Below are 25048 nucleotides of genomic sequence, written 5' to 3' on the forward strand. Positions count from 1 at the left end.
TAACATTTCAAATTACTTTTTACATATGTGCATAGGAAATTTTTTCAAACAATTTCGAAATATTAGCAAGCCACCTGCCACTTATTCCTTAGCCGAAGCCCATTTCCGTCTTTGCAGGGGATTGTCACTTGACACCGGACCGATTTCCAACTAAGGTTAGTTACATCAGTAATTAACCAGTTAGGTGGTGAAGCGGTGGGTATCCAGATGGATGACAACCGGCCGATTTTCGTGCAGATTGCGGAGCTGATTGAGAATGACATTATCGATGGAACCGTGCCTGAGGAGACACAGGTGCCTTCCACAAACCAGTTCGCAGCCTTTTACAGCATCAATCCGGCAACGGCGGCCAAAGGTGTGAATCTGCTCGTAGAGCAGGGAATCTTGTATAAAAAGCGGGGGATCGGAATGTTTGTTGCAGCGGGAGCACGCTCCGAGTTGACGAATAAGCGCAAACAGCAGTTCTATGAGCAATATGTGGTGGCAATGATCCGTGAGGCCGCGAAGCTGGGCATTACTACGGAGCAATTGTCTGAAATGATCCGTAAGGGGGATGAGAACCGATGACGGGTACGGAGAAGAAGCATGAAGCAGCGGTAATTCCATCCGGCGCAAAGCTCGATTTGAGCCATGTGAGCAAGATTTTCCGCGGAGGCCAGGGCGTACATGATATCTCGCTGAGCCTGGAGCCGGGGATGATTCATGGACTGATCGGAGCCAACGGCAGCGGCAAAAGCACCCTGCTCTCCCTCATTGCCGGCCAGAGGTTCGCAGACAGCGGACTGGTCACGTATGGCGGCGTTCACGTGAATGAGCATGCAGCGGCACTAAGTCAGATCTGTCTGGTCAAGACCTATGAACGCTCCTGGGAGAACTACTCATTGAAGGAAATCTACAAGTTCGCCTCGATCTTCTACCCCTATTGGGATGAGCCGCTGGCCAGAGAGCTGATGGACAAATTCCAGCTTAAAGGCAGCAAGAATTACCAGCAGCTGTCACGCGGTGGCCAATCCATGGCAGGGATCATTAAGGGGCTGGCCAGCCGTGCTCCGCTGACGCTGCTGGATGAACCGGTAATCGGCCTGGATGCCTCGATGCGCGAAATCTTTTACCGGACCCTGCTTGAGGATTACAGCAATTATCCACGCACCTTTGTAATGACTACACACCTGATCGAAGAAGCGGAGAACCTGTTTGAACGGATGGTTTATCTCAAAAGAGGTCGTATCGCCTTCCAAGGTCCTGTAGAGGATTTTGCCGCCAACGCCGTCTATGCTTCCGGGCCCGCTACCGTGCTGGAGAAGCTGCTGGGGGATGTCCGCGTACTGCACAGTGAACGCCTGGGAGGCAAGCTGCTGCTTGCGCTTGAGAATCTCTCCGGCCCCGCCGAACACAGAATGCTCCAGGATCAGGGCATTGAGCTGTCTCCGGTTCCGCTGCAGAAGCTGTTCGTATATCTGACGCTGCGCGATGCAGAGAATTCGCAAGGAGGCGGAAACCGATGAGCTACCGTAGTTTAATGATGTTTCACCTGAAGGATTACCGCAGAGGCGCCTTGATTCTGCTGAGTATATTCATTTGTGTGGACACCGCCCTGGTACTGATGATGAAGTTTCTGCCCGCCTGGGATATGGGAACGGCGGACAATATCTTCAGCGTGAACCGGAATATTATGTCTATCTTCATGATCGTCAGCATGATCGTTACAGTGGCTATTACCTTTCCGCTGATGAGCAGCTTCAGTGTGACCCGCCGCAATTTCTACGTCAGCTCGCTGTTTGCCCTGCTGGCCTTCTGCATAACGGCTGCGCTGGCGGAGACTGCCGTGTATCTGATCGGCCGGGCTGTTCTTCCTTCGATTGGACTCCCGGTTGATGTGGACCGGCCGCTCCTGCTCTCCGCGTACATGTTCATGCTGACGCTGCTCGATGTCTCGGTAGCCACCTTCCTGATCGGCGCCTGTTTTTACAGATTCAGAGTAATCATTGGAACCCTCCTGGCCATCGTGTATTTCGGATCTGTCGCCCTCATTTCCCAAATGTTCCCCTCTATGGAGTACATGGAGAACTTCGCATTATTCTCGACAGATCCCGCAATGTTCGAGCCTGGAACCACTCTCCTCCTGTGGGGGATCATCGCCCTATGCGCGGGGGCTGGGTGGATGGTATACCGCCGGACTGACATCCGGATGTAGCCGTCTTTCTGAAGAGCAAAAAACGCCCGGCTGCACGTCAGCCTGGCGTTTTTTTGCATTCTTTTATAGAGATACGCAGACTGGAATTCTGCACCTAATCCGCATTCACCGCTTCATCCTCGAACTCCCCGATGCTGTCATTGGAGCCGATCACCACCATGATATCCCCCTGATGCACATAGTCGTGTGCGGTCGGGGCAACGATAATGCCGTCCTCGCGGTTCAGGGCAATAATGCTGCAGCCGTATTTGCCCCGTGTGTTCAGCTCTGCGAGGCTTTTGCCGTCCATGCAGGCAGGCACCGTCAGCTCAACGATCTTGTAGTCCTTGGAGATCTCAATATAGTCCAGTAAGTTTGGTGTCACCAGCTGGTGGGCCACACGGATTCCCATATCACGCTCCGGAAAAATCACCCGGTCCACGCCCAGCTTCGACAATGCGCGTCCATGCAGAATCGAGATGGCTTTGCCGACCACCTGCTTGACGCCGAGCTCCTTGAGCAGAATTGCAGCCAGAATGCTCCGCTCCATATTATCCCCGATCGCCACAACTCCGCAGTCGAAATTACGCACCCCGAGGGAGCGCATAATCCCTTCATCCGTAGCATCCGCCATCACCGCATGGGTCAGCTTGCCGGTCATCTCCTCCACCCGCTCCTCCTGGTGGTCAATCCCAAGCACCTCATAGCCCATGGACATCAGCTCAAGCGCCAGACTTGAACCGAAGCGGCCCAGGCCGATTACAACAAATTGCTGTGCTTTCATGTCTCGATTTCCCCTTATCCAATTATCATTTTGCCTTCCGGATACTTATACAAAGGTTTACCCTGTTTTGGCCCTAGTGCATAGGCCAGCGTCAGGAGTCCAAGCCGTCCGGCGAACATGGTCAGGCAGATCAGGATTTTGCCGACCTGAGTAAGCTCCGGCGTCAGTCCCAGACTCAGCCCCACGGTGGCAAACGCCGAGGTTGTCTCGAATAGAATCATCAGAAAAGCGCGGTCCTCCGTGGTGGAGAGCACCATCGAGACCGCAACGATCAGCAGCAGGGCCAGCAGCGTAATGGTCAGCGCCTTGAACACACGCTCCTGGGCCAGCCGGTAACGGAATAGTACGATATCCTCCCGCCCGCGCAGCATAGAGATTACAGCTCCGACCATCAGCGTGAAGGTCGTCGTCTTGATTCCGCCGCCGGTTGAACCTGGAGAGGCACCGATAAACATCAGAATGATAATGAAAAACTGCGTTGCCTGCCGCAGCCCCGTGATATCAAGCGTATTGGCCCCGGCCGTCCGGGGAGTGACCGATTGGAACAGGGCAGCCCACAGCTTGCCCCCGAAATTCAGCGGCCCAAGAGTGCGGGTATTGGTGAACTCGAAGATGAAGATGACGACCATCCCCGTAAAAATAAGTCCCCCGGTCATCGACAGCACCACCTTGCTGTGCAAAGACAGCCTGCGCGTACGGCGGAATTCCACGAGATCCGACATGACAATGAAGCCGATACCGCCGGATACAATCAGGAATATCGTTGCAAGATTTACCGCAGGATCAGCTACATATCCGGTCAAGCTGCGATAGCCGCCAAAAAGATCAAACCCGGCATTATTAAACAATGATACTGCATGAAACAGACCATAATATAGCGCACGGCTCAGCGGCATATCAACGGCCCAGCGGATGGTCAGCACGGCTGCTCCGGCAGCTTCAATCACCAGGGAATATACCAGCACCTTGCGGATCAGCCGCACGATTCCCTCCATCGAGCTCTGATTCATAGCCTCCTGAAGAATCAGCCGGTCGCGCAGCGAGATTCTGCGTTTCAGCAGCAGCGCAAACAGAGTGGCCATGGTCATGAAGCCCAGTCCGCCAATTTGAATGAGTACAAGAATGACAGCTTGTCCGAATCCGGTGAAATAGGTTCCCGTATCCACAACGACCAGTCCGGTCACACAGGCTGCAGAGGTAGCCGTAAACAGCGCGTCGATGAAGCCCAGTGGATGCCCGGTTACACTGGACAACGGGAGCATAAGGAGCAGGGTACCTATGCTAATCATAGCAGCAAACCCAATCACCAGAATTTGCGGCGGAGAGAGCTTCAGAAATTTGAATCCTTTAATCTTTGAGAATGGTGAAGCCAAACCTCTCATCCTTTCACAGTATCCATATTAGCTATTACGAATTCATCAATATCAAATAAACATACAAAATTATATACGTTATTGCCTGACTTCACAAAGATTCATTTTCGATACAAGCAGAAGCGGCTTGTGAAGCATATAAATCCTTCTCTTTCTTATAATACGCTTTGAAAATAAACAAGCATAAGTCTGGACCTCTCCACGTAAAACGATAATACGGCATTTTTTTGTAACTGCCCGGCAAGTAATACTATAATGGAAATTACAAGAGTACTTCATTTCAAGGAGGCGTTTCATGAATTCCGTCGGCCAGCCCCTACAGCAGCGGCCCCTCACCACCAAACTTATCCTTGCTGGAATTCTTGGACTTATTGTGTTTGTCATGTTCCAGGTCGCCCCCCAGCTCATCCAGGGCTCCGGTGAGGACACAGCAATGATCAGCAAAAGCGAAGTTCAAGACAAAGCCGCCGCATTCGCAGCACAGCAGCTCGGCCACGAAGCTGGGGTCAAGGATGAATGGATTGTCCTATACAAGACAGATGCCTCTTTCTACGGCTATATGTCCCGGGAGAAGCTGCTTGAGGATTACACCAAGAACAAGCTGGATCAGCGGTACCCGTATGATGTCTACCATGCGGCTCTCTATACTGCAGGGGAGGCGGATGCCCTGCTCTCGGTGGATGTCAATATGTATACAGGAGAGGTAGTGGCTTTTGCCCGGGGAGCCGATGCCGATGCTGCTGCAGGACTAGATTACGGGGAAGTGCCTGCAAAAGTTGTAACTAACCCTGCTTCAACAGCAAACACTGTAAGCAGTGAAGCGGATCTTCCCCTTGAGCGAAAAGAGAATCTGGCCCGCCCATGGCTGCAGTTATGGGGAGCAAACCCCGCCAAGCTGCAGATAGAAGCTAACAGTGCTGAATACGGGCTTGTCTATACGGAGAGCTCGGTGAAGGTCGGAGAATCTACGTTGCACTATAACTTCAACTTCTCCGGCGGAGAGGTCTCCTATTTCCGTGCCGGATTCTCTGCTCCCGCCTGGCATGATGCTTACGTAGACGAACAGACCTCTCTGGCCAACAAGCTCACCTTATTCGGCTATGGTCTGCCTACATTGCTTCTGGGGATTCTGGCGCTGATCTACAGCATTCTACGCCGGGAACATACCTCTTGGAGGCGCGGGATCTTCCTGAGCTCCGCCCACTTCCTGATTATGATGGTCAGCAGCTACAATGTACTTCCTGAATCAGGTGGAGACAGTGCCACAGCGCGTATCACTGCCGCTCTGATGTTCATCATCTTTGTTCTCTACAGCCTGCTGATGTCATCGCTGCTCTACTTCTCACTGGTCGGAGGCGATGGGCTGTGGCGCAAGGAGGGTCTTAATCCCTGGCCCCGCGCCAAAGAGCCCGGTTACGGCCAGTATGTACTGGACAGCATCCGTGCCGGCTATGTATGGGCATTCATCCTGCTCGGCGTGCAGACGTTCATGTTCATCATTCTGTCTTTCGCCTTGGATAACTGGTCCACCACGGATGCCAGCCAGTCTCCCTACAATATGAAATACGCCTGGCTGCTGCCGATTGTCGCCTGGCTTGCCGGTCTCTCTGAAGAGGCTGTGTACCGGTTGTTCGGTATCCGGATGCTCAAGAAGCTCGTGAAGAATACCTTCATCGCTGCACTGATCACTACGCTGATCTGGGCGCTCGGACATACACTCTACCCGATCTATCCGGTCAGCTCACGGCCGATTGAGCTTACGGTAATAGGTTTGCTGTTCAGCTATATCTTCCTGCGCTATGGCTTCATCGCCGTGATGTTCAGCCATGTGGTGTTTGACAGCATCCTGATGGGGGCTACGCTGATCTTCATGCAGGATAAGGTGAACATCGGCGCCGGTATTGTCACGATCATCCTGCCGTTCATCGTCGGCTACATCGTGTACCGCTTCAACCCTCCGCGCAATACGGAGCAGGCAGAGCCGGTCCAGCCTCTGACTTAGACTTAGACGGAACCCGTTGATCCGCCCTGCATATCCTAATGGGGCTGTCCCAAAGCCATGAAATGGCTGCTTGGGACAGCCCCTTCTGCTCATAATCCGGTAGGCACACCGTTTCTAGGCCTCGTCCTGCACAGATTGATACGGGCGGCAGGGAAACCGGAGCCGGATCAATGTCCCTTCACCAAGCGAGCTGTGAATGGCTACGCCATACTGCTTGCCGTACTGCAGCTGAATCCGCTGATCCACATTGCGGATGCCATAGCCGATTCCTTGGCCCGCAGGCTCCAGAATCTGCCCGATTAGCTCTTCCTTCATCCCGAGCCCGTTATCCTCCACCTCGAAGATCATATCCGCACCTTCCCGGTAAGCCCGGATGATCAGCGAAATCTCATCATCGTACCAGGCATGCTCCAGCGCATTCTCCACAAACGGCTGCAGAATAAACTTCACGCTCTCGCTCTCCAGAACCTCCGGTGCAATATCATAAGCCACCTGGATACGGTCCACATTCTTAATCCGCTGAATATCCAGATAAGACTCGGCAATCTGCAGTTCCTGCTCCACGGGAATAATCATCTCCCCGCGGTGCAGCGTCAGCCGGTAGAACCTGGCCAGCGAACGGATGACCTCATGCAGCTTATCGATCTCCCCCAGCTTGGCCATCCGGCTGATCGAAGAGAAGGTGTTATACAGGAAATGCGGATTCATCTGGGAATGCAGTACCTGCAGCTCGGTCTCTTTCTTCTCCAGGTTGACGACATAGACCTCGTCGATTAACCGCTGTATAGTTGAAGCCATGTCGTTAAAAGCACTGCCGATTTCCGCAAACTCATCATTGCCCTGCACCGGCATCCGCTTGTGGAAATCCCCTTCCTTAAAAGACTTCAGGGAAGCGATCAGCTTCTGGAAGCTCCGTGCAAAATACTGGGACATCACCAGACTGATCAGAAAGAGCAGGATCAGAGTGATCAGACAGATGCCGATGGTCACATTTCGGACCTGCTGTGAATTCTTCTGCAGTGAAGAATAGGGAATCCAAGCCACCACGCTGGCGGGCATATTCGTAACGGGCTGTCTAATTTGCATATAGGATTCCGGCTGCTGAATATAGCCTGAAGCGGCTGAGGGCAGCAAATCCGGTTTAACCTTGTTGCGGGAGCTTATGAAGAGCAGACGGTTGTCATTATCCACGATGAACAGGATGCTGTCCTCGCCCAGCTGCCCGGAGCCGGCATCAGAGAAGATATACTTCATATTCGCCGTCATCTTGATCAGGCCGTTCAGCTGCAGTGTATCGTAATTGATCAGGGGACGCAGGTAGGAGATGCTCGCGTCCATCCTGTCATTGCCCACCTGCCGCCATTCATAGGAGCCGTAATGCAGCTTTAGCCCTCTATACCAGTCTTCATTCTTAATACGGTCCATGTGAAATAGAGAGTACTTACGGACATCGCCCGCTGCACTCTCGTTGTAATAGAATTCTCCGACATTAGGGTTGCTGACATATACGGACAGCTTGACCTCCGGGTCCGGCAGATTCGCAGCATTCTCCAGCCTGGGAAGAATATACTGCGACATGATGCTATATTTCTCCCAGCCGGAATGATAACCTGTCAAATAACGCGAGAGGGTCTGATCCGCGTACAGCTCGTCGGTGCTGCGGACAACATCCTTCAGCCGGTAATCGACGTTGCTGGCAATTTGCCTGACAGCCACCTCCAGATTGCTTCTGGTGTGCTCCTCAGTGGAACGCACGGAGGAGACATAGGCGTAGCTTCCGATGCCGATAACCGGTGTCAGCACCAGCAGCAGATAGGAAATAAGCAGCTTGTAGGCCAAGGGCATGTATACGGGTTTCGCACGCTTCTTCTGCATGCCGGATCAGCTCTGCTTTCTGTAATCGGCTGCGGTAATATTGAAATATTCACGAAATTGCCTGCTGAAATAAGCAATATTCTTGTAGCCCACCTTATCAGCCACTTCGTAGATTTTGTATTGATGCTGATCAAGCAGGAGAATCGCTTTCTCCATCCGAATCCGCACAAGGTACTCATTGAAGCTCTCGCCGGTGTGCTCCTTGAACAGGACCCCGAGATGGTTCGGTGAATAGGCGAAATGGCTGGCCACCAGCCGTAAGGTAAGATTCTCCGTCAGCCGCTCCTGAATATAGACCTCAATTTGCTCCATCAGCCGGCGGTTCTTATGCTGCTTCTTCATGAACAGGATCTCGGAAATCTGGAACAGCGTATACCGCAGCCAGCGCTTAATATCATCCACCGTCTCCAGATGATGAATGGCGTCCATTTGCTCCAGACTCTCATAGGTTTCGTTCAGCGTCCCCAGATAGGCTTCAAGCCGGGTGACAATATGAATGGAGAAATGATAGACCTTCACCGGATGCTCAAACAGGGCCGCCATCGCGAACAGCTCATCGATGCAGTCGCAAATATCAGCCAGCCTGTAGCCTGCCATAGCCCCGAACATTCCCTCCAGCACAACGCTCAGCTCTTTAATATCCTGGGTCATTCCCGGCTTGTTCATTACGGGGGGAATCACTCTGTTCTTGCCGAGGAACATTTTGCCGTTCATATATGCCTTGGCCTGGGAAAAAGATGAGGTCAGCGCCTCCAGAGCACACACCTCAGCTCCATAACTCACAGTAATAGTGTAAGCAGTGTGCCCGCGAACCTTCAGCACCAGCTGCTGAAGCCACTCCTCCAGCTCCAGACGCTGCCCGGTATACACGAAACCAAGCTGCGAACGGTTCAGCCGGCACCATTTCCCGGCACCGGCGGATTCGATCTCTGTCCCAATATATTGGAACAGCCTGTCCAGACCGGCATAGACCTCCTCCGGATGCTCCTGCACCCGCCGGAGGACATCATCTGCCTCAATCAGCACCGCGGAGGCGCTGGAGAAGGCCAGATCCAGCGGATACCGGGCCAGAAAGGCCCCCAGTGTCGCACCGTCAATACTGCCCTCCAGCAAGTGCTGCAGCACATCATTTTTGATGAAATCAAAGGACGCCATCACGCCGCCGTCTTCCGGACCTTTGCTCCGCTCAAGATTCAGTTCAGCCGTCGCAGTGCGCAGCACGCCGATGAGCTCCTCATCATCAACCGGTTTCAGAATATAGGCATGCGCCTTTAAATCAAGCGCCTGCTTCGCATAGTGAAATTCCTGGTATCCGCTGATGAACACGATCTTCAGCACCGGATTCAGCTCCAGCGCCAGGCGGGACAGCTCCATGCCGGAAACCACGGGCATCCTGATGTCCGTAATCAGCAGGTCAATCTCATGATTCTCGATATATTGAAGAGCGGCAAGCGGATTGCTCTCGCTGCAGACCACTTCAATGCCAAGCTCACTCCAGGGAATCAGGCAGCGCAGACCCTCCAAGTCATAATTTTCATCGTCCACCAAGACGGCTCTGTACATCGCAATCAGCACTCCTTCATGCGGAAAAGAGGGTACGTATCGTATCCCTCTTCTTTCCAAACGTTTAGTATTCCGGGGAATAGGCCTTGATCTTCTTAAGATTGTTCCGCCATACACCGGTTTTCCAGGCGAGCAGCCTGTCATACCCCAAACCCGCTGCTTCCCTGTCTGCTTCCTCCATCAGCTGCCTGACCTCTTCCCCGCTTGCCGCAAAAATCATCCGGGGGATTACCTGCGCATACTGGTCTTTCAGTCTTTGCAGAATAATCCCCTCTTCGGAGGCAGGCGCCGGATCGAGATTGGAGAATTCGGTGATGTTCATCGCCGTCCTGAACGTTACATTCGCTTGCCCGAGTGTTGTCCAGTCCCGGGCCTCCGCAGGCAGCAGCTTCTCGCGTCTGGCTTTGGCTGAATCAATATATGAGGTATTACCGTACCAGTTGAATTCTCCAATCTTCAGATCATCGTACTGCTTCAAATCACGGCCAATATAGGAATTATTTGGAACAGGAACTCCATCCTCCACTTTATCATAAAACATACCCTGCGGCCCGAAGAAAATAATGCGCTGTCCCTCCGGGCTCGTCGCCCAGTTCATATAGGAGAAAATGGCTTCCGGATCTCTGGCACCGGTTGTAATCACATTGACATTCCAGCCCAGTGTATTGTATCCGGAAGGGTACACCTTATCTGGATCAACGCCTGTCCGGTGCACCGGCCAGATGATATCGTATCCGTCTTGCGGATCTTTGGCCGAGAGCTGATTATCCGCCTCACGGCCGATCCCTTCCACGATGGCGTCATACGCGCCGAATACAGCGATCCGGCCGGTTTTGAGCTTCTCCAGTACCTGATCCCGGGTTTCGGTTAATAGATCCGGAGACGTCAGCCCTTGACGGACGAGCCGGTTAGCCAGCAGCAGCGTCTCCAGGAATGCCGGATCCCGGTACACAGAAGTCAATCGGAACCCGGTGGGCACGCCGAAGATTTGTCCTGAACCTGGAGAGATGAAGCTTGGTGTCCGGTTATCCCCCGCACCGCTGTACAGCATGCCGATCATCTGTATATCCGCTCCGTCCCGGGTCTCCCCGAAGTCAATCGGGACGAGTTCAGGATACTTTTGCTGCACCCGCTTCAGATAAGCCTCCAGATCATCCCATGTCTCCAGCTTAGGAGAGCCAAGCGCCCGGTAGATCTTCTTCTCAACCAGGAAACCGGCGTTACCGCTGCCGTTGCTGCCGTTAATATACCAGTTCGGAATCTGGTACAGCTTGCCGTCTTCACTGCGCAGCATGTTCAATGTATCCTCGCCTATGGTCTGGACAAATTCAGGATATTCCGTCAGATAAGGGTCGAGTGCCACCAGCTTGCCTGCTTTTTGCAGCCGCTCCACTTCCTTGCCCCGGTCCATGACCAGCACATCGGGAAGCTGATCCGAGACAATCATCGCGTTCAGCTTCTGGGCGGCAGCCCCGCTGGATTGTACCGGAGTGAGCGTAACCTTCAGATTATCGGTGATCCACCGGCTATGCGGCCTGCCCTCCCAGGTCGGCGCCGTATACCAGTCATAGTTCACAAATACGGTGAACTGGACCGGCTTCACCTTGGCAGCCAATGCTGAAAGGGCGGTAGCCGGATGAAGTGCAAGCAGCGTATTGCCGGGATCACCGGAACTGCCGGAATTGCTGCGATTAGCGTTATCAGCATTACCAGTCCTGTCAATAGAATTGGCGTTACCAGTGCTACCGTTTGAGCAGGCAGCAAGACCACCCAGAACCAGCATGACTAACAGCAATTGCAGCAATTTGCCTCCTTTCACCCCATTGCAGGCAGGCCGGTTCTGCCCCTTCTGCAAGAACCGCAATAACATTGACCTATGCATAATCCTCACCATTTCTTTACGTTGATGCCTCTATTCTATCGCCAATGCCGCCCTGATTAATAGACCGACATTTCCCATAAAGAATAGCCGTACTGTGTGCCCCGCTCCGTACCGTTCACCTTCACATACCGCGCGCTGACCGGGGTGAAGCTGATATCGTCCAGTTCCCCGTCCCCGGTTGTCGCCGAATAGGCCGTTGTCCAGTCCGTGCCATCTGCCGAAGTCTCAATGGTATAGGATTTGGCATACGCTCCCTCCCAGTTCAGCAGGACGCGGCTGACCGTCTGAGCAGAGCCGAGGTCGACCTGAATCCACTGCGGATCACTGAAGGCCGATTCCCAGCGGGTGCCAAGGTCCCCGTCCACTGCACCTGCTGCCGGCTGTTTCGGATTCTCCGAAGCGGTAACTGCCTTATTCAAGGCGAGATTCACGGATGGTGTTCCACCGGTAATTACCTGCTGCACGGAAGCATCCGCATAGCCTGCTGCCGTTACAATAATTGTGTAAGTCTTCGCAGCAGGGAACAGTGCGGTGTTCAGCGTAATTTTACCGGCTGTCACAGTATAATCCGCTGCCGCCGCTGTAGTTCCATCCACCTTCACCGCGCTGATTGCGCCCCTCCAGGCTGCATTATCCGTGAATGTCAGCTCAACCGGCTGGCCGGCTGCATTCTGCGTTGTATCCGCTGCAAGGGCAGGAGGAGCAAGCGGCGTCACGGTGCCGCCGCTGCCGTACACCTCCAGTTCCCACAAGGAGTACCCGTACTGTGTGCCGCGTTCCGTGCCGTTCACCTTTACATAACGCGCGCTGACCGGCGCGAAGCTGACATCATCGATGGCCCCATCTCCGGTTGTCGTAGAGTAGGCTGGTGCCCAGTTCGCACCATCTGCTGAAGTCTCGATCGTATACGACTTGGCATACGCTCCCTCCCAGTTCAGCAGGATACGACTGACCGTCTGATTAGAACCGAGGTCGACCTGAATCCACTGCGGATCGCTGAAGGCCGATTCCCAGCGGGTACCCGGATCTCCGTCCACTGCACCCGCAGCAGGCTGTTTCGGATTCTCCGAGGCGGTAACCGCCTTGTTCAGGGCCAGGTTCGCGGAGGTTGCTCCGCCAGTGACCACTTGCTGCACTGAAGCATCGTTATAGCCCGTTGCCGAAACTGTAATCGTGTAGGTCTTCGCCGCAGGGAACAGCGCGGTATTCAGCATGATTGTACCGGCTGCCACGGTATAATTCGCTGCCGCCGCTGAGGTTCCATCCACCTTCACCGCACTGGCCGCGCTTCTCCAGGCCGCATTATCCGTGAATGTCAGCTCAATCGGCTGGCCAGCTGCATTCTGCGTTGTATCCGCTATCAGGGCAGGCGGAGTAAGTAGCGTCCCCGAATTCACCTTCGTCGGGTCAACCTTCACCAGCTTCTTGGCTTCAACTACAGCTGAGCCCGTAATTCCTCCTGCATTGCGGAATGTAACGGTAATTGCCGCATTCGTCGGATTCCAGACCAGTGCACTATATGCCGATCCTTTCTTATACACAGTTGCACTATACCCGTTCGCTGCCCAAATGTCTTTGGTGCGTGATCCAAGAGTTGCCATGTTATGCACGAACCAGTACGTATTGAACAATTCATTCTGCTGCGGAAGTGCCGGATTCCATTTATTCAGAACAGCTTGCGGATCGCTCAGCGCTTGAATCGGCCAGACGATATGGTACCAGTCCGTTTCCGGACCGCTGTTATCGGCTACGAAGCCGCTGTATAATCCGGCAGCCTTAGCTGTGTCGAACCCGTAGCTGGTTAAATATTCAGCCGTTGGCAGCCAGTGAATACCATAGACATACACCGGATTGCCGTTGAAAAAGGTTCCGAAGAAGTTCGAGCTTCCGTAAATCTGCCCGACAGATTTATGCGTATAGCCCGGCAGCCAGTTATCCTGGTCGTAGTTGAACCAGTACTGCTGCACTGCTCTAAGCTCCGTCGTGAAGCCCATAATGGACGCATCCCGGAACGCTGTGTTGCCGGTCAGTGTGCTCCACATATACTGGCCTACCCAGCCGAACAGGGATTCCCCTGCAGCTTCCTGGTTATTGCCGCTGTCATTGTCGGCATAACCGCCAGCCCATGAATGTCCTTCATACGGGTCGAAGTTGCGGAAGTACGGATATTTCGGATCGGTCTTCGAGGGATTGGCATAGTCACGGATCAGCTCATCAACCATCCCGCTGAATTTGTTTCTGAAGTCAGTATCGTAGGTGGCCAGTACAGCGGAAGCAAAGACATAATAGCCATACGTGAAATGATGGTCCGTTATACCGGAGTTCGCGCCGAACTCGCTGTTCTTATAGATCAGGGTTCCCCAGTCGGAGTTGTAATCGAAATAGTAGTTAGCTTCTCCTGAAGTGTACGTGTACCAGTCTGTAAGTACCGTCTTCATCCGGGAGAGGAACAGATTCTTATAGCTCTCGCTGCCGATTTGATCGGCGATCAGCACACCCATTGCCAGCGGATGCAGCTTCTTGCCCTGCCAGTAAGCATCGGCTTGCATCAGATTGGTGGCGGTGTCCGTATCCAGCAGCGCCAGATAATTAAGCAGATCCTGACGGGAGTAGCCGGAATCACCCGGCTCGGTGAACTGCGGTACAATGCCGTAGAATTTATCGGCAGTGGCAAAGGAATTACCCTCCGTAACCTTCATCGTTCCGCGTATGGACGGGAAGGAGACAGCAGTCAGCGGCGTAGTAGTAACCTTCCACTGGTGGGGAAGCTGCGCCATCAGCGCCACATTCGGAAAGCCTGAACGCTTGAGTTCTGTAGTCGCATTGAAGGTGGTAGTGACATCCGAAGTGGTCTCATTGAAGGTATAAGCCACCTTCGTATCCGTCACGAATGCATATCCGTGCTGGTAGAAGTAATTCAGATTTGCGGGTGCCGGAAGAGCCGATAAGCTCAGGTAGTTCTGGCCTCCGCCCAGCTGGATTTTGAGCTTGGCGCCGACTTTCTTGAAGGTTGTACCGGCCGGTGCATACAGCCCATAGTTTCTGGTAACCATTACGGGCGTTGGGGCGCCATTGGAATTCGTGACCGCAATGCCGATATGGTCTGCAGTAACCGTGGCACCGTCAGCCGCCAGAATCGCATTATTGCTGTCATCGAAGAAGCGGGCCGTTGCCGGCAGGTACAGTTCAGGACTGGCCGGATCGCTGAATTGTGAATAGAGATAAGGCGAGCCTTTGACGAAGGTCGTCTTCATCTTCTCAGCAGTACCATCGCTTAATACGGCAGTTGCGGACCAATCACCGTAAGCGGTTATCCGGTTCGACATCCCTGAAGTATTAATATTACTGGCCATCAGGAACAGATCCGGGCTGCCTGCGGCTTCCTGCGCCTTGCCATCGGCGCTTAAGTAGCCTGCGCCCGGGTTCAGAACGCTTAGTCCCTGCTTGGTATATTTCGATTTGAGCGGAAGGGTAATAATGCCGTTGCCGAGCTGATTGATCATGATCGACTGCCACCAGTCGTTGGAAGGCAGCGGCGCAGTCAGTGCATCCGATTTATACAGCGGATATTTGGGCTGGGGAACCGAGAGGTCATTCGCGGCATAGCTGCCTTGACCTACGGCCACTGTTGTCAGCGCCGGCAGTGCCGGAATGTTATAGACCGGCTTGGGGTCGCCTGTCACATAATCATACGCCTGGAATTCAAAGATCGAGTAACCGAAGGAGGTCGCTCTGCTGATGCCGTTCATCCGCAGATAGCGGCCGCTGGCATAGACCGGAAGGTTAAGCGTGCCTCCGTCGCCGTGAAGCTCCCGGTAGATTGTAGTCCATGAACTGCCGTTATTTGAAACCTGGATATCATAGGTCCGTCCGGCGGCAGCCTCCCAATTGATGATGACCCGGCCAAGTGTCCGTACGCTGCCAAGGTCTACGCTAAGCCATTCATTATCGGTGGCGTTAGAGGACCAGCGTGTAGCCAAGTTTCCGTCCACTGCCAGTGCCGGCAATGTGGAGCCAGCAGGGAGATAGTCAGCCACCTGATAAGACGACGCCGTCGCCGGCTTGTTCAAGGCCATATTCGGCCCCAGCACTACCGGAGGAGGATTAACGCCGCCCGTGCCGTAAACCTCGAACTCGAAGAGGGAGATGCCGTATTGCGTCAGGCTGCGCGCGGTTGCCAATACCCGCACATAACGGCCGGTGCCGCTGAGTGTGAGATCATCCACACTGCCATCTCCCGTAGTTGTGGAATAGACATCACTCCAGTTCAATTCATCCGGAGATACCTGAATTTTGTAGGACTTGGCATATGCCCCTTCCCAGCGCAGGACAACGCGGTCTACTGCGGCAGATGCCCCGAGATCAACATAAATCCAGTTCGGATCTGCCCCCCATGCACTGCTCCAGCGGGAACCCGTATTGCCGTCCACCGCCAGATCCGGGGTATTGTTGCCCTCTGTGCCCGACGCATAAGCAGGCCGGTCCTGGGAGAGCAGATAAGAGCCAGCGGCATGCGCACGGCCGGGCGGAATGACCATTACGACACTTAGCAGCATGAGTATGCTCAGAAACAAAGCGGTGCCGTTTATGCCTTTCTTGCGTTTTAACCTTTTGGAATATGTCATTACCCTTAATCCTCCTCATGTCTATTGGTATACAGCCATCCAGCCCATAAACAAAATCTTTCCCGGTGTGATCATCAGCCTCCTTTACCTGGGTTTAAGCAGTCTACATCACTACATATATAAGCGCTTTCATAGATTCAAGATAAGCGTACCTTTTACCGAAACCGGTTGCAATTATACAAATCAACGATTTTATGCAGAAAGTAAGGATTAACTTATTTTCGCAGCAAAGATATCCCGGAACCTTCATCATCTATGTACAAAATCACCCACAGTTACTCATTGTGTTCGATTCTCCACATACATCTGGCCTGATACCCCCCACAGTAGCTCATTGTATTCGGTTTTTCGCCTACATTTGGCCTGATGACCCTCACAGTAGCTCATTGCGGTGCGACCCCCTTATCCCGGAGTCCTCCGTATAAAATCAGTACTTGTCGTAGACATGCTCTTTATTTCGCTTTTTCTCTCGGCCAGAAGAAGCTGGAGCGGTCTTCTAGAGTCAGGACCCACTCCGCAAAGGTAGCTGGCGGCATGTTACGAAGGCTCGTATGCATTCTGCGATTGTTGTAAAAGTCCATGTACCGGTCCACCGCTTCATAGGCCTCTTCGAACGTGTCGAATGCCTCTTTGCGGAACAAATCCCGATCGATATTACTGTGGAACGATTCAATAAAAGCATTTAAATCCGGCGTTCGAGGCGGAATGCGTTCATGGGTCATTTCCCAGCTTTCACACATGTCGCCAAACAGGTGGCTGACGAACTGTGGTCCGTTGTCGGTGCGAATCACCGGACGTGCGCTGTCAGGGGCGCAGTGTTGCTCCATGGCGCGTCCCAGCGTCTGGCAGGCATGCTTCGCCTCACACGACGATCCCCGGTGGTAGCCGACGATGACACGGGTAAACACATCGATAATGCTCAGGACAAAGAAGTGCCTGTCACGGCCCACCACGTAACCGTACTTAATGTCCATCTGCCAGAGTTGGCCCGCTCCGGTAATGAACCGGTTCTCCGGCAGCTTCCGGGGATGCTTAAAGCGCTTCTGACGCTGGGGCTGCAGGATATCCAGCGCCTGACACAGCCGGTAGCTTTTCTTGTGATTGAGCTTCAACCGGTGCTGGTTCCACAAGCACTTGGCCAGCAGTTTGTACCCGTACACGTGCTCTTCTCCAGCGATTAATTCCAGCAGCCATTCCTGGATTTCCTCGTCGCTAATCTTCTCGCCAGACTCGTTCAAGGAGTAGCCTGGCTGGGGCCTTCCACGCCCCCCTTGAACAGCTGTTGGGGACAGTGACCTGCGTTTCTTACGGTCGTAGTACGTAGACTCTGCTAGCCCCACGAGACGGAGCACCAAGGCTGCGGTATTCCCCTGCTTAATGAACATATCGGCTACCTCGATTTTTTCGGATAAGCAGGGGTTGGCTTTTTTAGCAGTTCACGCAGAATCTCAATCTCTAACTCCTTTTCACCGAGCATCTTGACGGCCTTCTCATATTTCTGCTCGACGTCCAGCAGGCGCTTCCGTTCCTCCACCTGGTCCTGGGGATACGGATGATCTTGCTCCCCATGGGCTTCCCGGTAATCCCTCACCCACTGATTCACCGTTGATGGAGTCACCCCATACTTTCGAGCAACCACCTCCGCCTTAATGCCAGACAACACCTCTTGCGCTGCCTTCTCTCTTGTTCCTGTTAAGTGTCCCATTCCGTTCATCCTCCTCCTGTATCTAGTCTACATTTTTGTGGGGGAGGACTCCAACTTCTTTAGGGGGCTGTGGAGATTGTATTCGGTTTTTCGCCTACATTTGGCCTGATGACCCTCACACTAGCTTATTGTATTCGGTTTTTCGCCTACATTTGGCCTGATACCCCTCATGGAAGCTTATTGTATTCGGTTTTTCGCCTACATTTGGCCTGATGACCCTCACAGTAGCTCATTGTATTCGGTTTTTCGCCTACATTTGGCCTGATGACCCTCACACTAGCTTATTGTATTCGGTTTTTCGCCTACATTTGGCCTGATACCCCTCACAGTAGCTCATTGTATTCGGTTTTTCGCCTACACTCCCCCTCCTTTGGCCCGTCTTCAGGGGGAATCAGTGGGATTTCCGATGATACTATCAGTCCCCAACCAACCAAAAAAACCGGCCCCATGGGGCCGGCCTATGTTTCGTTACCGTTTGAGCTTATTTATAATGACGGTTCCTCATCCTTGAGCGCATCCAGAATCTGCCGGGCCAGCTTCTCGCCAATAGACAGAACACGGAAATCTTCCACGGAAGCTTCCTTGATCTTCTTCAGCGAGCCGAAATGCTTCAGCAGCGACTTCCGGCGCTTCTCCCCGATTCCCGGAACCGAATCCAGCTTCGAGGTGACCATCGATTTGCCGCGCTGTTCGCGGTGGAACGTAATTGCGAACCGGTGAACCTCATCCTGAATCCGCTGCAGGAGATAGAACTCCTGGCTGTCCCGGGCCAGCGACACCGGTTCGGCGGAATCCCCGACCAGCAGCTGCGCCGTTCTGTGCTTATCATCCTTGACGATACCGCAGACCGGAATGAACAGACCCAGCTCATTCTGCAGAATATCGATGGCCGAGGAGATCTGGCCTTTGCCTCCATCGACCACGATCAGGTCAGGCTGCGGCAGATTCTCCTTAAGCACCCGTTCATACCGGCGGCGGATGACCTCACGCATCGTCTCATAATCATCCGGCCCCTGCACAGTGCGGACCTTATATTTACGGTACTCTTTGCGGGCCGGCTTGCCGTCAATGAACACAACCATCGCCGAGACCGGATTCGTTCCTTGGATATTCGAGTTATCGAAAGCTTCAATCCGGTTCAGCGAAGCAAGTCCCAGACTCTGCCCCAGACTGCTCGCCGCACCGGAGGTGCGCTCCTCATCCCGCTCAATCAGGCGGAACTTCTCATCCAGCGCCACCCGGCTATTCTGGCAGGCCATGCCGACCATCTGCTTCTTGAGCCCGCGCTGCGGCACAAGTACCTTGATGCCCAGCCATTCCTGCAGGGCTGCCGCCCCTCCGGCCGCATCCACAGTTCCTTCAGCAGCCGTCTCCTGTTCCGCCGGATACTGCGGCTCCGCTGCAACCTCCGCCCTATCCTCCGCTTCCAGCGCTGCCTGCATCTCCTTACTGCCCAGCATGCCTGCAGCAGTCTGCAAGCCCGTTACCGCAGCACCTGTACCGGTCTCTGGCGTGAGCGCTTTGACAGCTCCGTCACTCAGCATATCCGGCAGCAGGATCTCCTGCGGCAATGCTGGATTATCGCTGTAATACTGCGTCACATAGGACATGAAATCACTGTACGCTTCCCCGTAGAACGGAAAAGCCGACGAGTGGCGCTGAATCATTTTACCCTGCCGCATATACAGGATTTGCACACACATCCAGCCCTTATCGACTGCATAGCCGAAGACGTCCCGGTCCTTGGTATCAACCGTGTTGATCTTCTGCTTCTCCATCAGGGCATCGATGTGAATAATCTGGTCCCGCAGCTCCTTGGCCCGCTCGAAATACAGCTCTTCTGCGGCCTCCTGCATCTTCTTCTGCAGATCCTTCTTCACCGCATCATGCCCCCCGTTCAGGAAGGACGAGATACTCTGCGTAATCTCCTCGTAAGCCGACTTCGGCACTTCCTTCTCGCAGGGAGCCAGACACTGGCCCATGTGATAATACAGGCAGACTTCCTTCGGCATCACCCCGCACTTGCGCAGCGGATACATCCGGTCCAGCAGCTTCTTGGTCTGCTGGGCCGCATAGCTATTCGGATACGGGCCGAAATATTTAGCTTTATCCTTCAGCACCCGCCGCGTGACCTCAAGGCGCGGATGCGCTTCATTCGTTATTTTCAAATACGGAAAAGTCTTATCATCCTTCAGCAGCACGTTGTAACGCGGCATATGCTTCTTGATCAGATTGCACTCCAGAATGAGTGCTTCCATATTGCTCGATGTGACGATATATTCGAAATCAACAATATTGGCGACAAGCCGCTGCGTCTTGCCGTTGTGGCTGCCGGTGAAATAAGAGCGCACGCGGTTCTTCAGCACCTTGGCCTTGCCCACATAAATAATCGTACCCTCATCATTCTTCATCAGATAGCAGCCGGGCAGATCAGGCAGCAGCGCCAGTTTGTTGCGGATATTATCCATATAATCCATGAGTTCTCCCCCACCTGTTACTACACTGTTATAAGGTAAGTTTAGAATAGAATGTACTACAGATTCAAGCCTTACTATAGAACACCCGTTTCTATTTGACAGACAAAGCGCCTTCGGAGAAACCGAAGGCGCTTTGTCTGAAGGAGCCGCGAGGCTCCGGATACCGCAGATTATAATCAATTATTGATGCTTAGCTACAATATTCTTAAGGGAATCCTTGGAGTTCAGTCCTACGACTTTGTCCACGGGTTGACCGTCTTTGAAGAAGATCAGAGTAGGAATACTCATTACTCCAAAGCGGGAAGCCGTTTCCGGATTCTCATCCACATTCAATTTGGCGATTTTTACGCTGTCTCCCAGCTCGGTGGACAATTCCTCCAGAATAGGGGCAAGCATTTTGCAAGGGCCGCACCAAGGTGCCCAGAAGTCAACTACTACAGTACCTTGACCTTCTACTTCATTACCGAAGGATTGGTCAGACACGTTCACGATAGCCATGATATTGTTCCTCCTCAAAAGTTTTGTGAGCATCCGCTTCCTGAAACAGGATCGTGCAAAGCTACTTCGGAAGCATGCGCTTAAGTTGTACGAAATAAGATCCGCTTCTATAGCCTGAGCCAAGTCCGCGAAAATTACTCCGAGAATATAGCGAAATAAAATGCTGCATGTAATATGATAACCAGATTACCTATTACCGACACATTAACAGTATAACATAATTGCAATGCATTTGTTATATATTTTATAAAATTATATTGTATAAAATCAATTTAGCCTAAGGTTTAACTTCATTGTCCGGGAGGTTCCGGATATCCCGAAATATTCGAATCCAAGCTTGTCATATAAGCGGACGGCCGCCTGATTCTCCGGATCTACACTAAGAGAAACCGATGGGTATCCATCGGATACGGCTTGCTGGATGATGGCCTCCATAAGTCTGATTCCCAAGCCCCGCTTTCTATAGCCGGGCCGTATAGCGACACCTAATTCCGGGGTTTCAGCATCCACGAATCCATAGCCTTGGTTCGTCTCTTCAAACAGTCTGTACCAGGCTGCACCTGCGGGCTGATTGTCAATCAGAGCGATTAGTGCCCTATCACCTTCTTTTCCCCAATTCTCGTTGTACTTCACGATATCCGGTGAACTCAGCAGCTCACTCCTGGAGGGCTTTCCTTGGACTATATTGATTGACTCATAATGCATATCCATTAGAAAATCGTATTCCTGCGGTTCCATAGGTCTAATACTTATCATCGAATCACCTCTTTGCATCTCATACAAGGCTAGGCGCCGATCTTATCTTTACATCTTCCCGGCAACTTCGTATACTTGAAGAAAGCGCATTAATTGTCAATGACTTCTCTCACATGTATAACTGTAACTCAACTCACACAGTCATGCAACAGCAAGGAGGAAGAAGCGATGGATGTCAACGCGCAAGTCCGTGACCCGCGGGAGCATGTCAACGAAGAGCCCCGTAACGACCTTGGCGACCTAATGGCCGGTTTTTTTGGAATGACAGGATTTATGACCGTAGTTTTCTTCGGGATGGTTATCATCAAGTTTATTATGTCCGAATAAAGCTGCAGGCAGCAGAGCAACACCGAAGTTTACGCAAAAAGCTAGATGCATACAGAGAACTCATACCAAACAGCGGCGGGGCCAGGGACTTCATGTCCGCGGTCCCGCCGCTGTTTGTGTGCGGGCAAAGCAGCTCTTATTTCTGCTGATTTGAATGATTGAGTAACGCAAAATCCTGCGCCAAATACAACATTTCCTTCGCTAAAGCGGTCCAAATCGGGAATTGTTGTATGAAAAGCAGCATTTCACCCCCACCGAGCAGTTAAGCGCGACAATTGCTGTATTTTGTACAACATTCCTCATAAACACCCCGTTTCTTATGCTCCCAAGTTGCATTCCTTACAACATTTAGCTCTCTTAAGCAACAAAAGACAGACCACTCATAACCTCCGCAGCCCGTAAGCGGCGGGATTATAAATGATCCGTCCAGTAATATATATCATGCAGCGGAATTTATCTTACCGTACCCCGCTGATTGTCCCCATGGAGTGGAATGACATCCACAAACGGGGCGATCCGGTCCATCAGCCGCTGGCCCTTGTAGACCTCTTCGCCGTCCTTGCTGGTGATGCTGAGATGCTTCTCCAGACCGTCGAGCGGATAATTCGAGGTATAGAAGGTTGGCTTGCGGTTCATCCGGTAGTTCAGAATCGCTCCCAGCACATGATCACGGGCCCAGGGATTCAGGTTCTCGGCACCAATATCGTCAAAAATGAGCAGATCGCAGTTTTTCATCGTATCTACCATTTCCTTAAGCTTCTGGTTATCCATCATGATTAGCTTCAATTCTTCAATAAAGTCCGGCATGTACACAATCACGCCGCTGTGGCCGGCAATCGCTAGCTCATGGAGCAGATAGCACATCAGGAAGGTCTTGCCTGTCCCGAAGCTCCCCTGCAGGTAGATTCCCCGGGAAGTCAGGCCCTCTGCCCGCACAGTCGCAATATAATCAAATATTTTATTCACGGCACTGGCCCGCCGGGGGTCCTTGCCCATAATGTCCGTCTCGTCATATCCGCCGTTCAGCACCCGCTCATCCACATAGAAGCTGCGGATCCGCTTGCGGATGTTATCCTGGTTATCCTGCGCGATCTTCAGCTTGCAGGGTGTCTTGCGCTCATACAAATCCGGTATTCCGTTAACAGTCTCCACCGTGAGCTTGCTGTAATGTCCCTGGAAATCATTCGGACAGTTCTCAAGGCCCGGACAGTTCTTGCAGTGGCGGTCCTCCTCGACATACTGGTAGAGCCGGCTTAAGTGCAGCCGCAGCCGTGACTCATCCAGCTCGGGATGATCAGCCTGAAGCTGCTTGACCAGGGGATTATTAAACAGTCCCTGCTCCAGATCACGGGAGCGCTGGCGCAGAGCGGAATTGTTCATCGAACGCAGCACTTCGCCCATAGACTCCATCGCCGCACCTCTCTTTCTTTAGGGCGTTCTCAGGACGCCCTTTTTCTTACTTGCCTTAATCTCGGCCGCTTTCTTCATCATCGCCGCGAATTCCTCATCCGATACGGTCCCGGCACTGCCGTCATCCAGCACAATCGGGATCTCCGGCTTGCCGGAACGTCCGGTGTTCTTCGTATATGAACGCTGGCGTGTCCCCGCCGCAGCCGTGCCGGCAGAGCCGGAAGCCGCCCCCTTGCCCTTCACCTTGGACTGGTCGCGGATATAATGCACAGCCTTCTCATAAGTATTCACCTGCTTAACCAGCATGTTGGAGGCAATGGCCTCCACGAAATTGCGGTTCATCCGCTGGTCGCCGCCGGAGGCCACCATTGTCATCAAATAATGAATCAGTACATTGATAACTTCACCATTGAGCTTGTAGTTCAAATCGATCTTCTCGAAGATATCCATCAGCTGGCCAGGAACAGCCCCGGGGAAAAACGTCTGCAGCAGACGTGTATAAGGTTCGTTACGCAGCATCATATTATATTGGTGAATGTCGCATTTGGACATAAATTGCGGAGGCACTTCTACATAGAACTCCATTTCGACAGACTGCTCCACCGGCGCACCGGAAGGATCACTCTCATCAGCGGCAGCAGAGCGCAGCGATACCACCTTGGCAGCGGCGATCTCACGTTTCTCCTGGCGCTTCATATCCTGACGGAAATGCTGGCTGGCCTTGTACTGCAGTGTATCCAGAATCACCTCGCCATCCGGCGTGAAGACATCATCCTCGTCCAGCAGGCGGCATAGATCCTGCGGGCCAAGCTCGTACTTGCGGGCCACATAATTAATAACACCCATCTGGTTATGATCGAAACGCAGCTTCTCCACATGCGCACGGTTGAGCGACTCACGCGGGAACCGCAGAATGATGTCGCTGTAGCCGATACTCGGCTCGCCGCCGTCAACTGTTCCCGGCTGACGCACGGTAGCTACCTCGGCCAGCGCCTGCTCCAGTTCGTAATCAATTACGTGGGTATTCAGCTCGAAAATATCATAAAAGGGCAGCGAAATATTCTCTTTACCGATCGACCGCCGGCTCCATTCTTCCGGTTCCCGGTTCCAGAACTGCTCGCGCAGCGACAATACAGCAAATTTGCCGATTTTATCCCTTAGCAGCAGCGTTAAATGCTGGGTCGCAAAAAATTCCGACGGCGACAACGGCGGCATTAATTCGTACTCATACATATAGTCATCGTTCTCCGCGGCATAAATCCGGCAGGTCTGCAGCAGCCCCACCGCTTCCAGCCGTGAAGCCTGGTCAACTAAATATTTGCGGCCCTTCTCATTAGGCTCTACGCCCAGAGTCATAAAGAGCCTGCGCTGCTGCTCCACACCGGAGTAGCCGATGGATTCAGCCGGTATATGCTCGAACAGCAGTCTGTACAGGCTGATGGCAAAAGCGCCGACCATCGGCTGATAGACCGAACCGAGCATTCGTCCATCCACATGGCTTAGACCGAATTCGCGGGAAACGCAGTACCGATGATGTTCGGTGAAATGATGCAGGTTGCTCATACGCATCTGCGGAAACCTCCCCCTCTTCTATACGA

The 25048-nt window shown here is 52.9% G+C and carries 18 protein-coding genes; 5 read left to right on the forward strand and 13 right to left on the reverse strand.

The features are described from left to right. The first annotated feature begins 195 nt into the window (after positions 1-195). The 3 genes from R50912_RS27200 to R50912_RS27210 are packed head-to-tail and all read left to right on the forward strand — an operon-like array spanning position 196 to position 2194. Positions 196-567 (forward strand): GntR family transcriptional regulator, encoded by a 372-nt coding sequence (locus tag R50912_RS27200; protein WP_156123362.1) that lies wholly within the window; start codon positions 196-198, stop codon positions 565-567. Next, a complete protein-coding gene (locus tag R50912_RS27205) occupies positions 564-1505 on the forward strand; it encodes an ATP-binding cassette domain-containing protein (RefSeq protein WP_042239334.1) in 942 nt (313 codons plus the stop codon). Before R50912_RS27200 ends, R50912_RS27205 begins: the two co-directional genes overlap by 4 nt. Further along, on the forward strand, positions 1502-2194 hold the full coding sequence (locus tag R50912_RS27210) for a hypothetical protein (RefSeq protein ID WP_042239338.1): 693 nt from the start codon (positions 1502-1504) through the stop codon (positions 2192-2194). Before R50912_RS27205 ends, R50912_RS27210 begins: the two co-directional genes overlap by 4 nt. A gap of 94 nt (positions 2195-2288) precedes the next feature. Here the strand turns inward: R50912_RS27210 and R50912_RS27215 are convergent, their stop codons facing one another. Further along, on the reverse strand, positions 2289-2957 hold the full coding sequence (locus R50912_RS27215; protein ID WP_042239349.1) for a potassium channel family protein: 669 nt from the start codon (positions 2955-2957) through the stop codon (positions 2289-2291). 14 nt (positions 2958-2971) lie between these two features. Beyond that, on the reverse strand, positions 2972-4330 hold the full coding sequence (locus tag R50912_RS27220; protein ID WP_331281887.1) for a TrkH family potassium uptake protein: 1359 nt from the start codon (positions 4328-4330) through the stop codon (positions 2972-2974). Between the two features lie 295 nt (positions 4331-4625). Here R50912_RS27220 and R50912_RS27225 point away from each other — a divergent pair, with 295 nt between their 5' ends. Then, positions 4626-6332: a CPBP family intramembrane glutamic endopeptidase gene (locus tag R50912_RS27225; protein WP_042239353.1), complete on the forward strand. Its 1707-nt coding sequence runs from the start codon at positions 4626-4628 to the stop codon at positions 6330-6332. Between the two features lie 114 nt (positions 6333-6446). Here the strand turns inward: R50912_RS27225 and R50912_RS27230 are convergent, their stop codons facing one another. From R50912_RS27230 to R50912_RS27270, 9 genes are all read right to left on the reverse strand, one after another. Continuing rightward, on the reverse strand, positions 6447-8207 hold the full coding sequence (locus R50912_RS27230; protein ID WP_042239355.1) for a sensor histidine kinase: 1761 nt from the start codon (positions 8205-8207) through the stop codon (positions 6447-6449). Positions 8208-8213: 6 nt separating this feature from the next. Then, a complete protein-coding gene (locus tag R50912_RS27235) occupies positions 8214-9770 on the reverse strand; it encodes a response regulator (protein WP_042239356.1) in 1557 nt (518 codons plus the stop codon). Positions 9771-9834: 64 nt separating this feature from the next. Further along, positions 9835-11574, reverse strand: a complete 1740-nt coding sequence (locus R50912_RS27240; RefSeq protein WP_231637723.1) for an extracellular solute-binding protein — start codon at positions 11572-11574, stop codon at positions 9835-9837. A gap of 134 nt (positions 11575-11708) precedes the next feature. Beyond that, positions 11709-16277 (reverse strand): galactose-binding domain-containing protein, encoded by a 4569-nt coding sequence (locus tag R50912_RS27245; RefSeq protein ID WP_042239358.1) that lies wholly within the window; start codon positions 16275-16277, stop codon positions 11709-11711. 452 nt (positions 16278-16729) lie between these two features. Continuing rightward, entirely contained in the window at positions 16730-17662 is a 933-nt protein-coding gene (locus tag R50912_RS27250) for an IS3 family transposase (protein ID WP_081956682.1), read from the reverse strand. A 5-nt stretch (positions 17663-17667) separates the two neighbouring features. Further along, a complete protein-coding gene (locus R50912_RS27255; protein ID WP_052416721.1) occupies positions 17668-17982 on the reverse strand; it encodes a helix-turn-helix domain-containing protein in 315 nt (104 codons plus the stop codon). Positions 17983-18467: 485 nt separating this feature from the next. After that, the gene (uvrC, locus tag R50912_RS27260) at positions 18468-20459 is read right to left on the reverse strand and encodes an excinuclease ABC subunit UvrC (RefSeq protein ID WP_042239361.1); all 1992 of its coding nucleotides are present in this window, start codon (positions 20457-20459) and stop codon (positions 18468-18470) included. Between the two features lie 180 nt (positions 20460-20639). Then, entirely contained in the window at positions 20640-20957 is a 318-nt protein-coding gene (gene trxA, locus R50912_RS27265) for a thioredoxin (RefSeq protein WP_042239365.1), read from the reverse strand. 267 nt (positions 20958-21224) lie between these two features. Further along, positions 21225-21713 (reverse strand): GNAT family N-acetyltransferase, encoded by a 489-nt coding sequence (locus R50912_RS27270; protein ID WP_042239368.1) that lies wholly within the window; start codon positions 21711-21713, stop codon positions 21225-21227. A 168-nt stretch (positions 21714-21881) separates the two neighbouring features. Between R50912_RS27270 and R50912_RS35355 the strand changes: the two genes are divergently transcribed. Continuing rightward, a complete protein-coding gene (locus R50912_RS35355; RefSeq protein ID WP_144026185.1) occupies positions 21882-22040 on the forward strand; it encodes a YqzM family protein in 159 nt (52 codons plus the stop codon). A 453-nt stretch (positions 22041-22493) separates the two neighbouring features. On the opposite strand, the gene dnaI is transcribed toward R50912_RS35355, so the two are convergent. Both dnaI and R50912_RS27280 read right to left on the reverse strand, forming a co-directional pair. Continuing rightward, a complete protein-coding gene (dnaI, locus tag R50912_RS27275) occupies positions 22494-23450 on the reverse strand; it encodes a primosomal protein DnaI (RefSeq protein ID WP_042239369.1) in 957 nt (318 codons plus the stop codon). An 18-nt stretch (positions 23451-23468) separates the two neighbouring features. Further along, on the reverse strand, positions 23469-25019 hold the full coding sequence (locus tag R50912_RS27280) for a replication initiation and membrane attachment family protein (protein ID WP_042239373.1): 1551 nt from the start codon (positions 25017-25019) through the stop codon (positions 23469-23471). Positions 25020-25048: the final 29 nt, after the last annotated feature.

It is taken from the genome of Paenibacillus sp. FSL R5-0912 (genome assembly GCF_000758605.1).
Lineage (GTDB): Bacteria > Bacillota > Bacilli > Paenibacillales > Paenibacillaceae > Paenibacillus_AQ.